General features: G+C 56.0%; 11 protein-coding genes, 2 tRNA genes and 2 rRNA genes. 10 read left to right on the top strand and 5 right to left on the bottom strand.

From position 1 onward, the window contains the following. The first annotated feature begins 74 nt into the window (after window positions 1-74). The 4 genes from CLU80_RS05730 (at window position 75) to rrf (ending at window position 3,665) form a co-directional block, all read left to right on the top strand. Window positions 75-151: transfer RNA gene (locus CLU80_RS05730), tRNA-Ile, on the top strand. Between the two features lie 30 nt (window positions 152-181). Beyond that, window positions 182-257 (top strand) — tRNA-Ala (locus CLU80_RS05725). A 246-nt stretch (window positions 258-503) separates the two neighbouring features. Next, a 23S ribosomal RNA gene (locus tag CLU80_RS05720) occupies window positions 504-3,397 on the top strand. 152 nt (window positions 3,398-3,549) lie between these two features. Then, window positions 3,550-3,665: ribosomal RNA gene (gene rrf / locus CLU80_RS05715) — 5S ribosomal RNA — on the top strand. 174 nt (window positions 3,666-3,839) lie between these two features. Here the strand turns inward: rrf and CLU80_RS05710 are convergent. Continuing rightward, window positions 3,840-5,189: a lysozyme inhibitor LprI family protein gene (locus tag CLU80_RS05710; protein WP_099756944.1), complete on the bottom strand. Its 1,350-nt coding sequence runs from the start codon at window positions 5,187-5,189 to the stop codon at window positions 3,840-3,842. A gap of 210 nt (window positions 5,190-5,399) precedes the next feature. Between CLU80_RS05710 and CLU80_RS05705 the strand changes: the two genes are divergently transcribed. The 4 genes from CLU80_RS05705 (at window position 5,400) to CLU80_RS05690 (ending at window position 10,584) form a co-directional block, all read left to right on the top strand. After that, window positions 5,400-7,004, top strand: a complete 1,605-nt coding sequence (locus tag CLU80_RS05705) for a tetratricopeptide repeat-containing response regulator (RefSeq protein ID WP_093442081.1) — start codon at window positions 5,400-5,402, stop codon at window positions 7,002-7,004. Next, window positions 7,001-7,693: a sensor histidine kinase gene (locus tag CLU80_RS05700; protein WP_093442086.1), complete on the top strand. Its 693-nt coding sequence runs from the start codon at window positions 7,001-7,003 to the stop codon at window positions 7,691-7,693. Before CLU80_RS05705 ends, CLU80_RS05700 begins: the two co-directional genes overlap by 4 nt. A 200-nt stretch (window positions 7,694-7,893) precedes the next feature. Next, window positions 7,894-9,135: a glutamine synthetase family protein gene (locus CLU80_RS05695; protein WP_286079814.1), complete on the top strand. Its 1,242-nt coding sequence runs from the start codon at window positions 7,894-7,896 to the stop codon at window positions 9,133-9,135. A 69-nt stretch (window positions 9,136-9,204) separates the two neighbouring features. After that, window positions 9,205-10,584 (top strand): MFS transporter, encoded by a 1,380-nt coding sequence (locus CLU80_RS05690; RefSeq protein WP_099756942.1) that lies wholly within the window; start codon window positions 9,205-9,207, stop codon window positions 10,582-10,584. Window positions 10,585-10,657: 73 nt separating this feature from the next. Here CLU80_RS05690 and CLU80_RS05685 read toward each other — a convergent pair whose 3' ends face one another. From CLU80_RS05685 to flgA, 4 genes are all read right to left on the bottom strand, one after another. Continuing rightward, window positions 10,658-11,404, bottom strand: a complete 747-nt coding sequence (locus tag CLU80_RS05685) for a flagellar brake protein (RefSeq protein ID WP_093442101.1) — start codon at window positions 11,402-11,404, stop codon at window positions 10,658-10,660. Between the two features lie 88 nt (window positions 11,405-11,492). Further along, entirely contained in the window at window positions 11,493-11,960 is a 468-nt protein-coding gene (locus CLU80_RS05680) for a flagella synthesis protein FlgN (protein WP_099756941.1), read from the bottom strand. Between the two features lie 48 nt (window positions 11,961-12,008). Next, window positions 12,009-12,335, bottom strand: a complete 327-nt coding sequence (flgM, locus tag CLU80_RS05675) for a flagellar biosynthesis anti-sigma factor FlgM (protein WP_077574151.1) — start codon at window positions 12,333-12,335, stop codon at window positions 12,009-12,011. A 148-nt stretch (window positions 12,336-12,483) separates the two neighbouring features. Next, a complete protein-coding gene (flgA, locus tag CLU80_RS05670; protein ID WP_099756940.1) occupies window positions 12,484-13,245 on the bottom strand; it encodes a flagellar basal body P-ring formation chaperone FlgA in 762 nt (253 codons plus the stop codon). A gap of 82 nt (window positions 13,246-13,327) precedes the next feature. On the opposite strand from flgA, the gene CLU80_RS05665 reads away from it, so the two are divergent. Then, window positions 13,328-14,260: a chemotaxis protein CheV gene (locus CLU80_RS05665; protein WP_007917585.1), complete on the top strand. Its 933-nt coding sequence runs from the start codon at window positions 13,328-13,330 to the stop codon at window positions 14,258-14,260. A 46-nt stretch (window positions 14,261-14,306) separates the two neighbouring features. Beyond that, entirely contained in the window at window positions 14,307-15,134 is an 828-nt protein-coding gene (gene cheR / locus CLU80_RS05660; protein ID WP_016983976.1) for a protein-glutamate O-methyltransferase CheR, read from the top strand. The last annotated feature ends 263 nt before the right edge of the window (window positions 15,135-15,397 follow it).

Below are 15,397 nucleotides of genomic sequence, written 5' to 3'. Positions count from 1 at the left end.
ACATCAGCTGCTCCATAAGTTCCCACACGAATTGCTTGATTCATTGAAGAAGACGAAAGAAGCAGCCCGAAATTGGGTCTGTAGCTCAGTTGGTTAGAGCGCACCCCTGATAAGGGTGAGGTCGGCAGTTCGAATCTGCCCAGACCCACCAATTTTGTGTGGGAAACGCCTGTAGAAATACGGGGCCATAGCTCAGCTGGGAGAGCGCCTGCCTTGCACGCAGGAGGTCAACGGTTCGATCCCGTTTGGCTCCACCACTACTGCTTCTCTTGTATAAAGCTTAGAAATGAGCATTCCATCAAGATGATGATGAATGTTGATTTCTAGTCTTTGACTAGTTCGTTCTTTAAAAATTTGGGTATGTGATAGAAAGATAGACTGAACGTTACTTTCACTGGTAACGGATCAGGCTAAGGTAAAATTTGTGAGTTCTCTTAATTGAGAAATTCGAATTTTCGGCGAATGTCGTCTTCACAGTATAACCAGATTGCTTGGGGTTATATGGTCAAGTGAAGAAGCGCATACGGTGGATGCCTTGGCAGTCAGAGGCGATGAAAGACGTGGTAGCCTGCGAAAAGCTTCGGGGAGTCGGCAAACAGACTTTGATCCGGAGATGTCTGAATGGGGGAACCCAGCCATCATAAGATGGTTATCTTGTACTGAATACATAGGTGCAAGAGGCGAACCAGGGGAACTGAAACATCTAAGTACCCTGAGGAAAAGAAATCAACCGAGATTCCCTTAGTAGTGGCGAGCGAACGGGGACTAGCCCTTAAGTGGCTTTGAGATTAGCGGAACGCTCTGGAAAGTGCGGCCATAGTGGGTGATAGCCCTGTACGCGAAAATCTCTTAGTCATGAAATCGAGTAGGACGGAGCACGAGAAACTTTGTCTGAATATGGGGGGACCATCCTCCAAGGCTAAATACTACTGACTGACCGATAGTGAACTAGTACCGTGAGGGAAAGGCGAAAAGAACCCCGGAGAGGGGAGTGAAATAGATCCTGAAACCGTATGCGTACAAGCAGTGGGAGCAGACTTTGTTCTGTGACTGCGTACCTTTTGTATAATGGGTCAGCGACTTATTTTCAGTGGCGAGCTTAACCGAATAGGGGAGGCGTAGCGAAAGCGAGTCTTAATAGGGCGTCTAGTCGCTGGGAATAGACCCGAAACCGGGCGATCTATCCATGGGCAGGTTGAAGGTTGGGTAACACTAACTGGAGGACCGAACCGACTACCGTTGAAAAGTTAGCGGATGACCTGTGGATCGGAGTGAAAGGCTAATCAAGCTCGGAGATAGCTGGTTCTCCTCGAAAGCTATTTAGGTAGCGCCTCATGTATCACTGTAGGGGGTAGAGCACTGTTTCGGCTAGGGGGTCATCCCGACTTACCAAACCGATGCAAACTCCGAATACCTACAAGTGCCGAGCATGGGAGACACACGGCGGGTGCTAACGTCCGTCGTGAAAAGGGAAACAACCCAGACCGTCAGCTAAGGTCCCAAAGTTATGGTTAAGTGGGAAACGATGTGGGAAGGCTTAGACAGCTAGGAGGTTGGCTTAGAAGCAGCCACCCTTTAAAGAAAGCGTAATAGCTCACTAGTCGAGTCGGCCTGCGCGGAAGATGTAACGGGGCTCAAACCATACACCGAAGCTACGGGTATCATCTTCGGATGATGCGGTAGAGGAGCGTTCTGTAAGCCTGTGAAGGTGAGTTGAGAAGCTTGCTGGAGGTATCAGAAGTGCGAATGCTGACATGAGTAACGACAATGGGTGTGAAAAACACCCACGCCGAAAGACCAAGGTTTCCTGCGCAACGTTAATCGACGCAGGGTTAGTCGGTCCCTAAGGCGAGGCTGAAAAGCGTAGTCGATGGAAAACAGGTTAATATTCCTGTACTTCTGGTTATTGCGATGGAGGGACGGAGAAGGCTAGGCCAGCTTGGCGTTGGTTGTCCAAGTTTAAGGTGGTAGGCTGAGATCTTAGGTAAATCCGGGATCTTAAGGCCGAGAGCTGATGACGAGTGTTCTTTTAGAACACGAAGTGGTTGATGCCATGCTTCCAAGAAAAGCTTCTAAGCTTCAGGTAACCAGGAACCGTACCCCAAACCGACACAGGTGGTTGGGTAGAGAATACCAAGGCGCTTGAGAGAACTCGGGTGAAGGAACTAGGCAAAATGGCACCGTAACTTCGGGAGAAGGTGCGCCGGTGAGGGTGAAGGACTTGCTCCGTAAGCTCATGCCGGTCGAAGATACCAGGCCGCTGCGACTGTTTATTAAAAACACAGCACTCTGCAAACACGAAAGTGGACGTATAGGGTGTGACGCCTGCCCGGTGCCGGAAGGTTAATTGATGGGGTTAGCTAACGCGAAGCTCTTGATCGAAGCCCCGGTAAACGGCGGCCGTAACTATAACGGTCCTAAGGTAGCGAAATTCCTTGTCGGGTAAGTTCCGACCTGCACGAATGGCGTAACGATGGCGGCGCTGTCTCCACCCGAGACTCAGTGAAATTGAAATCGCTGTGAAGATGCAGTGTATCCGCGGCTAGACGGAAAGACCCCGTGAACCTTTACTATAGCTTTGCACTGGACTTTGAATTTGCTTGTGTAGGATAGGTGGGAGGCTTTGAAGCGTGGACGCCAGTTCGCGTGGAGCCATCCTTGAAATACCACCCTGGCAACTTTGAGGTTCTAACTCAGGTCCGTTATCCGGATCGAGGACAGTGTATGGTGGGTAGTTTGACTGGGGCGGTCTCCTCCTAAAGAGTAACGGAGGAGTACGAAGGTGCGCTCAGACCGGTCGGAAATCGGTCGTAGAGTATAAAGGCAAAAGCGCGCTTGACTGCGAGACAGACACGTCGAGCAGGTACGAAAGTAGGTCTTAGTGATCCGGTGGTTCTGTATGGAAGGGCCATCGCTCAACGGATAAAAGGTACTCCGGGGATAACAGGCTGATACCGCCCAAGAGTTCATATCGACGGCGGTGTTTGGCACCTCGATGTCGGCTCATCACATCCTGGGGCTGAAGCCGGTCCCAAGGGTATGGCTGTTCGCCATTTAAAGTGGTACGCGAGCTGGGTTTAGAACGTCGTGAGACAGTTCGGTCCCTATCTGCCGTGGACGTTTGAGATTTGAGAGGGGCTGCTCCTAGTACGAGAGGACCGGAGTGGACGAACCTCTGGTGTTCCGGTTGTCACGCCAGTGGCATTGCCGGGTAGCTATGTTCGGGAAAGATAACCGCTGAAAGCATCTAAGCGGGAAACTTGCCTCAAGATGAGATCTCACTGGAACCTTGAGTTCCCTGAAGGGCCGTCGAAGACTACGACGTTGATAGGTTGGGTGTGTAAGCGCTGTGAGGCGTTGAGCTAACCAATACTAATTGCCCGTGAGGCTTGACCATATAACACCCAAGCAATTTGCGTCGAAGAGACCAGATTGCGGTGTGTGAAGACGAAACGAACCGAAAGTTCGATGTTCACAAAACACCGAAAGCTGTCACATACCCAATTTGCTGAAGCGAGACCACAAGGTCACGAGTCAGTACCCGAATTTCTTGACGACCATAGAGCGTTGGAACCACCTGATCCCATCCCGAACTCAGCAGTGAAACGATGCATCGCCGATGGTAGTGTGGGGTTTCCCCATGTGAGAGTAGGTCATCGTCAAGATTAAATTCCGAAACCCCAATTGCGAAAGCAGTTGGGGTTTTGTTTTGCCCGCAGGAAAGTTTATCAGGGATAAAAAGTTCGGGAAGACTATCAAGTTCAAATACAAAAGCCGACGAATTGCCACAACGTGCCGCGACTGCATCATTGATCTTCAACATCAGACTGGATACGCGGTTAACCCTCGTTCAGCTCAATTTTACCCATTGAGGTACTGACTTCGGTTATGTGTCGGCGACCGTAGACTTCGTATGTGCGGCTGCCGTCATCGCTGTCCGGTTTACGCAATGCCAGTTGCGCGAACAAACCATTCTTTTCGCTGTAACTGCCGAACCAGTCGATCAAGGCGCCGATGTAACAATCATTGCCAATGAAGACTGGCAGGTCGGCTACTTTTTCAATGCTGTAATGCGCCGGGCCAAAGCTGTAGTAATCGTTTTCACCGGCGCCGGTAGCCGGAATAGGGCAGAGCGGTTCTTTTGAAGGGATAGCAGCGGTTTCATTTACTTTCGCCACTGCCAGATTGAGCGCTCGGTGCAGATCGGGTTCGAGTTCAAACGTGCTGTTGCCGTCATCTTTGTGTTGAAGAACGGGCGCGTCGAGGTCGTAGTGATAACGGATCGTCACCGTAGGCACCTGGACGTTGATTTGCAGCGGGTTGAGCAAGTAGATCCGATCAACGCCGTACTCGCTGTTTCGATAAGCCGCGTAAGTTTTGCCACGCAGGTTTATCCAGTCTACCGACTGATTGGCACCGCGATCGTTGATGTAGAACAGCGAACTTCCGGGCTCAACAGAGCGTTTGACGAACCGTTCTCCATCGCGACGCCAGGTTTCCACATAGGTGAACAGACCTGTGCCCCCAGCGTAGGTATTCACAATCAGATCGCGCTGCCCGTCGCCATCCAGATCCTGCAAAGTGTAAGAGGTCAGGCCGGTTTCGGCAGCGTCAGTGATCCGCGAAGCGGTCAAGGCTCGCCATTCATTTGCAGTAACGCCTTTGGGTTGTGCAGTCGGAAAGTGCGTTATCGACGAATCCTCTTCACTGGCATCGCCGTGAAAACCGCCGGCAGTTGTTTTCACGGCGAGCGCGGCGAGTGCTCGGTCCAGCGCAAATTCGGGATCATCTTTACTGGCGGCTTGAATGCTCTTTTGCAGGTCGTCCAGCGCCTGTTCATCGAGGTCATCCGGTTGATAGGCAACGGCTGCCTGCCACTGTGCCAGCAGCACTTGCAGGCGCTCGCGATAGTGCTGATCCAGGCACGAAATGTCTTCGGCGCATTCGTTGCGGGCTTTCAGCCACAGTCGTTGAGTGCGCCTGAGCTCAGGTTGTGCGGGAGCAGAAACCTTGAATAAATCCCGATAAACCACCTCCATCTGCGCATCCAGTTCATACAGCGACTTGTTCGCGCAAACAGTGTTTTCGACGGCATTCGCCGCTTTTGTGCAATCCATTCCAGCCGCCATTGCCTGCTGAACAAACAGCAGAGCGCAGGCGGACACGATGTAGCGTCCTTTGATGTCCACGATGTAAGCCTTGTAGTGGGAAGTTGTCCTGGTGCGCAGGGTAAATGCTCGCAGAGGAATCTTGAAGCGCTGGCTTCAGGGAACCGCACTTCTGGCCGATAACCCATTCGGTGACTTAAAAGTCGCGCGAAATCGCTTGATAGCATTTTGCCGCCAGCTATCATCTGCGCGCCTGAAATTGCCCTCACTTCAATTGCCTGGAAATCTTCGATGCTGTCGTATCACCAAAAAAGCTTTCTGATCGTCGATGATTTCTCGGATTTCCGCAGTTCCGTGCGTTCGATGCTGCGTGAGCTCGGGGTCAAGGACGTCGACACGGCCGACACCGGTGAGCAGGCGCTGAAGATGTGCGCGCAAAAGTCCTATGATTTCATCCTGCAGGATTTCCATCTCGGCGATGGCAAGAAGAATGGCCAGCAGGTGCTCGAAGATCTGATGTCGGAAAAGCTCATCAGCCATGAAGCGGTGTTTGTCATGGTGACGGCCGAGACCAGTCAGGCGATGGTGCTCAGTGCTCTGGAGCACGAACCGGATGCGTACCTGACCAAGCCGTTCAACCGCTCCGGCCTGGCCCAGCGCCTGGAGCGTCTGGAACAGCGCAAGACGTTGCTCAAGCCGATTCTACAAGCCCTCGATCGCGGCAAACCGGTCGAGGTGCTTAATGCCTGCATCGCCCTGTGCAAGCAGGACATTCGCTATTCACCGCTGTGCCTGCGTTATCGCGCCGATGCGCTGCGCGAGATGAATCAGAACGAAGCGCTGGAACGTCTCTATGACAGCATCATTGCTGACCGGCCGTTGCCATGGGCATTTGCCGGACTTGGCAAATTGCTGTTCAAGCGTGGCCAGGTGGCGCAAGCCAAGGGCGTTTATGAAAAGGCCCTGAAGGTGTTCCCGATGATGCCGGCGCTGTACGACGGCATGGCCGATGTACTGGTCGCCGAAGGCGATAGCAAAGGTGCGCAACGGGTGCTGGAGGAGGCGATTCGCCTGTCTCCCTTGGCGGTGCGTCGGCAGGCGTTGCTGGGCAAACTGGCGATGGCCAACGAAGACTTCGACACCGCGTCTCGCGCCTATCGTCAGGCCGTAGCGCAAGGCGCGCAGTCGCGCTTCAAGGATCCGGAAAGTAATCTCGGCCTGGCTCACGCGCTGATCAGCAAAGGCAGTGAGCGCGGTCTCGACACGCGCACACGCCTGGAGATCAACACCACGCTCAGTGCGGTGGCCAAAGAAAACCCGAGCGACCCCGGCCTGCAGATTCGTGCGCGTCTGATGAAAGCCACCAGTCTGTTGCTCAACGATGCCGAGACCGCTGACAAGCTCACCGAGCAAGCGCTGATGCGCCTCGACGGCATGGAGCAGTTCATGAGTCCGGAAGCTGCGCTGTTGGTCGCCAAGCAATTGCAGATGCTCGGACAGGCCGAGGCGGGCACCTCGATGCTCAAGAGCTGCGCAGAGATCTACGGTGACGATCCGGCAGTAATGAAAGACATCGCCAAGCTCACTGATGACCCGACCATCCTCAGTTCCAGCAACGCCGCTGCTGACCTCAACCGTCAGGGCGTGCGCGTGTACAAGACCGGCAACCTGGTGGAGGCCCGTGAGGTGTTCCGCAAGGCGCTGAAGATGCAACCGAAGAACATCAGTATCGCGCTGAACATGGCCCAGTCGCTGCTCCACGGCACCGACACCAGTGTGCCGTCGGCGGAACTGGAAGAATGTCGGGCCTGCCTGAAAATGGTTGGCCTGATGCCCGACACCGACGCGCGTTTTGCGCGTTATCAGAAGCTGAAAAGCAAGGCGTTTGGCGAATGAACCACGACGAGCAAGCTCTGGATTTTTCTACGGTGATCGCCTCCACCGTCCACGACATGAAGAACTCGCTGGCCATGCTCATGCAGGCCCACAGCCAATGGCTGGCGCGGTTGCCTGAGGCGCAACGGCTAGGCGCGGAACAGGGTGTGATCGACTTCGAGTTTGCCCATCTCAACGGCATGCTGGTGCAACTGCTCGGGCTGTACAAGCTCGGCGTCAACCAGATGCCGCTGCAACCGGCGTATCACGAACTCGATGACTTTATCGAGGCGCAACTGGCGGCGCATCAGGAAGTGTTTGCCAGTCGCGGGATCATCGCCACCTATGAAGTCGATCCGCTGAGTCCGTTGGGTTTCTTCGACCGTGAGCTGATTGCCTCGGTGCTGGGCAACTGCATCAATAACGCCATTCGTTACGCCCGCGAATCGCTGCTGATCACCGTCAGTGACGAGGCCGGGCAACTGGTGCTGAGTATCAACGACGACGGCGACGGTTATCCGGCCGAGATGCTCGAGCGCCAGGCCGATTATGTACAGGGCATCAATCACAGCAGTGGCAGCACCGGGCTCGGTTTGTATTTCGCCAATCGTATCGCGGCGCTGCATCAGCGCAATGGTGTCGAAGGGCGCACCGAAATCCGCAACGGCGGACCGCTTGGCGGCGGGGTGTTCAGCCTTTATCTGCCGTGACACAGGTTTTTGTTTGACGCTGCTTGATATTCCGAACAGCCGGAGCCTATTTTGTGCGGGTCGCCGTTCGCGGCTCGCACAATAACAAGGATTGCGTCATGACAACCGATGGCCAGGGTTCACTCGCGCAGCGATTGACCGGCATTGATGAGATTGAATGTGTTACGCCGGATCTGAATGGCGTGCCGCGCGGCAAAGTGATGACCGCTGAGGGTTTCCTCGAAGGGCGGCGTCTGCAACTGGCCCGTGGCGTGCTGTTGCAATGCATCATGGGCGGTTACCCGGCAGCACGGTTTTACGGCAGCGACGACGGCGATCTCGCCCTGATTACCGACCCGACCCAGATCCATCGATTGCCATGGAGTGACGACCCGCGTGCCCTGGCGATTTGCGATGCCGATGAGTTGAGCGGCGAAAGCTCCAACCTGTCGACTCGCGGTCAGCTCAAGAAAGTCATTGCCCGTTATGCCGCGCGCGGCCTGGCGCCGGTGGTGGCGACCGAGCTGGAATTCTTTGTCTTCGCGCCGAATGCCGATCCGACCCAGCCATTCCGTCCGCCAGTAGGCCTTGACGGGCGTCGCGAGGATGGCCAATCGGCGTTCAGCGTCAGTTCCAATAACGGTCTGCGGCCGTTCTTCAACGAAGTCTATAAGTGCATGGCGGCACTCGGTCTGCCGCGCGATACCTTCATGCACGAGATGGGCGTCAGCCAGTTCGAGATCAATCTGCTGCACGGTGATCCACTGCTGCTGGCCGATCAGACGTTCCTGTTCAAGCACCTGCTCAAGGAAGTCGCGCTTAAACACGGCTTGACCGTGGTGTGCATGGCCAAGCCGCTGGCACACACGCCAGGCAGTTCGATGCACATTCATCAGAGCATCGTCGAGACCGCTAGCGGCAAGAATGTCTTCAGTGATGCGCACGGTGAGCCGACCGCGATGTTCCGTCACTTCATCGGTGGCCAGCAGGCGGGCATGGCTGATTTCACCGCACTGTTTGCACCTAATGTGAATTCCTATCAGCGCCTGTGCCATCCGTACGCATCACCGAACAACGCCTGCTGGTCGCACGACAACCGGGCGGCCGGCCTGCGAATTCCGGCCAGCTCGCCGGTTGCCCGTCGGGTGGAAAACCGTTTGCCGGGCGCCGATGCGAATCCGTATCTGGCGATCGCCGCCAGTCTGGCTGCCGGTTTGCACGGGATCGAGAATGAGCTGGAACCGAGCGAAGCGATTCAGGGCGAGTTCGCGGTGCCGGACAATCTTGCGCTGCCGTGTACCTTGCACGCCGCGCTCGAACGTCTGAAACGTAGCCAATTGGCGAGGGAACTGTTCGGACCGGAGTTCATCGAAGGCTACATCGCTTCGAAGACCATGGAGTTGACCAGCTTCTTTGATGAAATCACTCCCTGGGAACGACGTGTTCTAGCAGCCCAGGCCTGACGTACCGCCGCCATCGGGCTATCGTTCTGGTAGCCCGATATTTACTGCAAGGAGCCGCTCGGAACGCCGATGCGCCAAATCTGGAAATCCTTTCGAGCACTGTATTTCGCCTCGCTGATGATGTTGATCGGCTCGGGCCTTCTATCCACTTATCTGGCATTGCGACTGGCCGCTGACAATGTCGACGGCCTCTGGGTCGGCGCGTTGATGGCGGCCAACTATTTCGGTCTGGTGCTGGGCGGCAAGATCGGTCACCGACTGATTGCCCGGGTCGGGCACATCCGTGCTTATTCGGCCTGTGCCGGGATCGTTGGGGCGGCTGTGCTTGGCCACGGTCTGGTCGATTGGCTGCCGGCGTGGCTGGTGCTGCGGACCATCGTCGGTCTGGGCATGATGTGCCAGTACATGGTGATCGAGAGCTGGCTCAACGAACAGGCGGACGTCAATCAGCGTGGCCTGGTGTTCAGCGGCTACATGATCGCTTCGTACCTGGGCCTGGTCCTCGGCCAACTGATTCTGGTCATGCACCCGGGCCTGGGGCTGGAACTGCTGATGCTGGTCGCGCTGTGTTTCGCCCTGTGTCTGGTGCCCGTGGCATTGACGCGGCGGATTCACCCGGCGCCACTGCATCCGGCGCCGATGGAGCCACGCTTCTTTATCAAGCGCGTACCGCAGTCGTTGAGTACGGTGCTGGGTGCCGGTTTGATCATCGGCTCGTTTTACGGTCTGGCGCCGCTGTATGCCTCGCAGCAAGGGCTTTCGACCGAGCAGGTCGGTCTGTTCATGGGTAGCTGCATCTTTGCAGGTTTGCTGGTGCAGTGGCCGTTGGGCTGGTTGTCCGATCGTTATGACCGGGCGCTGTTGATTCGCTGCTTTGCCGGGTTTCTGGCGGTGGCGGCGTTGCCGTTGGCCGTGCTGCCGCAGGTTCCGCTGGAGGTGTTGTTCGGGGTTGGTTTCCTGTGTTCACTGGTGCAGTTCTGTCTGTACCCACTGGCGGTGGCATTCTCCAATGACCATGTGGAAGGCGATCGTCGCGTGTCGCTGACGGCGATGCTGCTGGTGACTTATGGTGTCGGTGCGAGCATCGGGCCGTTGCTTGCGGGCGTGTTGATGAAGCTGTTTGGCAGCCAGAGCCTGTATGCGTTCTTCAGCTTCTTCGCGTTGGTGCTGGTGTGGCGGATCCGGCCGAAAGCGGTGACCAATCTGCATCAGGTCGACGACGCGCCGCTGCATCACGTGGCCATGCCGGACAGCATGTCCAGCTCACCGCTGGTGGCGGCCCTCGATCCTCGGGTAGACGAGCAGGTGGTGCAGGAGCAGATGGTGCAAGACCCTGTGCAGGCGCCGGCAAGTCCCGAGCCTGAAGCTGATACTCCGTCAGAGCCTGCGGCAGAAGTCGAATCGGATACCGATAAACCCGCGCCTGATCTCAGCGGCGGTAGACCCTGAACTGAACAAAAAACATCGCGCATAAAAAAGGGCAGTCCCGCCAAGGACTGCCCTTTTTATTGGCCGCAACGAATCAGAGATCGTCTTTGTCGAAACGGCGTGCTTCACGTTGCAACTGATACACGAAACGCTCAACGTTGCGCGCAGCCTGGCCACTGATGTTGTGGAAGCGCAGACCGGCAAAGGTAATGTTGAGTTTTTCTTCGAAATGCAGATAGCGCAATTCGACGGAGATCGGCTGGTTGCCGAACAGTGGCGGGGCGATCAAGCGGTCATAAACCTGGCCCAATTGCAGGCGGTCGGTGATATCACCTTCGAAACGCAGTTTGCAGCCGGTCGCGGAGATATCCAGCAGTTTGCCGTTGATTGGCGCCTTGAGTTTTTCGCCGCCCAGTTCAACGCTGACCAGATCGGTCAGTTTCAGTGCCGCGCGGAAGGCATTGCGGCGCTGGTGGTAAACCACTTCAGTCGGCAGTGCGCCGGTGTAGAAACGATCACCCTCGGATTCTTCGATATTCAGCGTGCCGGTGCATTCCCAGGCGATGCGCACGCCTTCATGAAAACCTTCAACCTTGAATGGCTCACCGGCCTGCAGGAAGCGTTCGCCATCACGCGGGATCATCTCGTCCAGTGCGATCGTAGCGCTGTCGCGGTCGACTTTGATCAGATAGCTCTGGAAGCGCTGGCTGCGCTCATGAAAGGTGATGATCAGCGGATCGTGGCTTTCTTGCAGCTGGCGCAGGTTGCTGGAGATTTCCAGTGGCGTGGTAAGCACCTTAGGGGGCTGCGGAGCATCATCCGCGCTGAGGGCGTTGGACACGGTTTATCAATCTCCAGACAAAATATGACGACTAGCCAGCATTTTGCCAGCATGTTTCGCGGGTTGATAGAGCTGGCGCATCAACGGCTCATGCCTGGCTGAGCGGACGCGGTGTGGCGGGTTTGGCAAATGTACCGCTGGCGTTATAAAGCGCTGGCGCTTCACCGCCGGTGAGGATCTTCAGCTGATTGGCCGTGGCGGCCTGCTGGATCTGGATCGACTGGCCGTTCTTGAGGTTGGCGGCCTGGCATTGAGCGATCAGATCGGTCAATGCATCGCCTTGCGCCAACAACTGCTCACCAATGCTCGACTGGCCAGCCAGTTGCTCCAGACCGCTGCGGTCTGTCGGCAAGTTGAGGCTGGCGAGGATTTCACTGCGCTTGCGGCCATGCTGTTCAAGCAGAATGATCAATGCCTGTTTATGCGCCAGAATGTTTTCCAGCAAGGGCATGTCGCGACCGTGCAACGCGAGGGATTCGGTTTGCAGCAACTCCAGCAATTGTTGAGCTGGAGCAAAGTCGTCGTTGATCAATTGCAATAAATTAGTGTCGTGCATGGCTGGCCTTGGGTTTTAAGCGTCCAAAAGCCTGGCGCCGGCAAAAGCCTAGCGCTGGGCTTCGAAGTTGAGCAGTTTGCTGGCTACACGGTTGCTGTCGACTTTATAGCTGCCATCGGCAATCGCGGCTTTCAACTCGGCCACACGGGCTTTGTCGACAGCAGGTTGATCGCGCAGCTTGTCAGTGACCTTCTGCAACTGTTGAGCCTCATTGCTGAGGTGTACCGATTCCCCGCTTTTTGCGGTACTGGCCGGTTCGGCCTGGGTATTCAGCGGCGCAGAGGTACCGGTTTCGGCGGTTTCCTTGGCGTTGCTGGTACGTGTACTGCCCGTAAGTGACGAGGAGCTGTTCAAACGGCTGAAATCGATGACCATGATAAAAACCTCTGGGAATTTGGACGCTTGCCATGTTTTCGGCCATCCCCTGGAAAACTTTAGGCACATTTACAATGAGCCTTGCATGCGCCGGCGCGTGTCCTGCTGCGGCACAGTTTAGGGAACAGCCGGGGTCAGCGCCAGTTTTCTACATCGCCACTTCCACTTGGCCGGGCGCGGTGACTTGCGCCTTGATGACCCGTTGCGAGTTGAGGTTTTTCACCCGGATCTGTTCTTTCAAACCGCCATTGGCCAGCGCTTCACCGGGCATGCGCACGGCGAGTGTGCCGCTGCGGGCAGTGATGACCACTTGATCACCCTTGCGAATGACTTCCGCCTGTTCCAGATGGACCAGAGTAATGACCTGATCGGCTACCGTTGGTCGGGTTAATTTCTGCCCGATCGCTTCGTCTACCGAGGTCAGAAAGCCTTGGTTGATCGTGCTCACGTCGCGTTCACGCAGGGTCACGTCCTGTGGTTCGATGATCCCTGCACGTTTCAGCGGTCGGGTGGTTGTCACAATCTCGCGAAACAGGCGGACTTGAGCGGGCACGAACACAGTCCAGGGCGAGGCGCCCTCACAACGGACCTTCACGGTAACCCGGCCCAGCGGACGTGCCGGACTCTCCAAAGTCGCTGTCAATTCCTTGTCGCACATAGGCATGCGCATACGGGGGTCGAGCTGGTTTACTTCGATCTCGTAGCGGCCTTCCGTTTGACTGGTGGCCAGATAGTCTTCTACGGTGAACTCAAGAAAGCCCTGAGTGACGCCGATAAGCATGTCAGGCAAGGTAACCGCATCAGCAATGGCAGGGCTGCCAGCGAAAAAGCAGCAAATGGCGCACGCAGCACAAAGCCCTCTGCGGAGGGGCGATGTCAGGCGTCGAAAAAATGTCGTTTGAGCGTTCATACGAGTTAAAAAGCAAGCGCCGTGCCGTTTAGCAATGAATGTGCGTCGCAACAACACTTGGCGTTGGTGTAGGAGTCTGGGCATGGCTGGTGTAATGGATTCGGTGAACCAGCGCACGCAACTGGTGGGGCAGAATCGCCTGGAGCTGTTGTTGTTCCGTCTTGACGGTCAGCAGCTCTACGGAATCAACGTGTTCAAGGTGCGGGAAGTGTTGCAGTGCCCGTCGCTGACGTTGATGCCCAAGTCCAGTCCTGTCGTGTGCGGGGTGGCAAATATCCGGGGGGCGACCATTCCGATCCTTGATCTGGCAATGGCCACCGGTTCCGGAGCGTTGAAGGACAAGAACAACCCGTTCGTGATCATCACGGAGTACAACACCAAGACCCAGGGTTTCCTGGTCCGCTCGGTGGAGCGCATCGTCAACATGAACTGGGAAGAGATTCATCCACCGCCCAAGGGCACGGGTCGCGATCACTACCTGACCGCTGTGACTCGGGTGGACAATCAGTTAGTCGAAATCATCGACGTCGAGAAAGTGCTGGCGGAAGTTGCGCCGACACCGGAAGCGATTTCGGTGGGCGTGGTCGATGTCGAGACCCAGACCAAGGCACTGTCATTGCGTGTCTTGACGGTCGATGACTCGTCGGTGGCGCGCAAGCAGGTCACGCGTTGTCTGCAGACAATCGGGGTCGAAGTGGTGGCGCTGAACGACGGTAAACAGGCGCTGGATTACCTGCGCAAGCTGGTCGATGAGGGCAAGAAGCCGGAAGAAGAGTTCCTGATGATGATTTCCGACATCGAGATGCCGGAGATGGACGGGTACACCCTGACGGCGGAAATCCGCGGCGACGCACGCATGCAAAAGCTTCATATCATCCTGCATACTTCGTTGTCGGGGGTATTCAACCAGGCGATGGTCAAGAAAGTCGGTGCAGATGACTTTTTGGCCAAATTCCGTCCTGATGACCTCGCATCCCGGGTAGTCGACCGGATCAAAGCAGCAGATATCAGCTAGGAGCGTTTTGCTCCTGGCGGTCAACACGATTTAAGAGGCGGCATCATTGTCTACGGGTAATTTGGATTTCGAACAGTTCCGGGTCTTCCTGGAAAAAGCCTGTGGCATTCTGCTCGGTGAAAACAAGCAGTACCTGGTCTCGAGCCGTCTCAACAAACTGATGGAGCAGCAAGGCATCAAATCCCTGGGTGAGCTGGTTCAGCGCATCCAGACCCAGCCGCGCAGCGGTTTGCGCGAGCAGGTGGTCGATGCCATGACGACCAACGAAACCCTGTGGTTTCGTGACACCTATCCGTTTGAAGTCTTGAAGAACAAGGTGCTGCCTGAAGCGATCAAGGCCAGCCCCAATCAGCGTCTGCGGATCTGGTCGGCCGCCTGCTCGTCGGGCCAGGAACCGTACTCGCTGTCGATGTCGATCGACGAGTTCGAGCGGACCAACCTTGGTCAGTTGAAGATGGGCGTGCAGATTGTTGCCACCGATCTGTCCGGTCTTATGCTGACCAACTGCAAGACCGGCGAGTACGACAGCCTGGCCATCGGTCGTGGTTTGTCGCCGGAACGCCTGCAGCGTTACTTCGACCCGAAAGGGCCGGGCCGCTGGGTGATCAAGGCGCCGATCAAGAACCGGGTAGAGTTCCGTTCGTTCAACCTGCTCGACAGCTATGCCGCGCTGGGCAAGTTCGACATCGTGTTCTGCCGCAACGTGTTGATCTACTTCTCTGCCGAAGTGAAGAAAGACATCCTGTTGCGCATTCACAGCACGTTGAAGCCGGGCGGTTATCTGTTCCTTGGCGCTTCCGAAGCGTTGAACGGTTTGCCGGATCATTACCAGATGGTGCAGTGCAGCCCGGGGATTATTTACCAGGCGAAATAACCGTATCGGCAACACCAAAAAACGGCAGGTCCCAAAAAGACCTGCCGTTTTTTATGCCCAAAGAAATTCTCCCTGACACCATAAACCCCCTGTAGGAGTGAGCCTGCTCGCGATAGCGGTAGCACATTCAGCAGCATCGGTACCTGACACACCGCTATCGCGAGCAGGCTCACTCCTACAGGGGATCGTGGTGTGTATGAGATGGACGGCAAGCGGCAGAAAAGCGGCATCCGGCGGAAACCGGTTGCCGCTTTTCTGGCATT

The sequence above is a fragment of the Pseudomonas sp. 29 genome, from assembly GCF_002754355.1.
In the GTDB taxonomy this organism is placed as follows: domain Bacteria; phylum Pseudomonadota; class Gammaproteobacteria; order Pseudomonadales; family Pseudomonadaceae; genus Aquipseudomonas; species Aquipseudomonas neuropathica.
The sequence above is the reverse complement of the archived record's forward strand: the minus strand, read 5'-3'. Positions and strand labels throughout refer to the sequence as shown.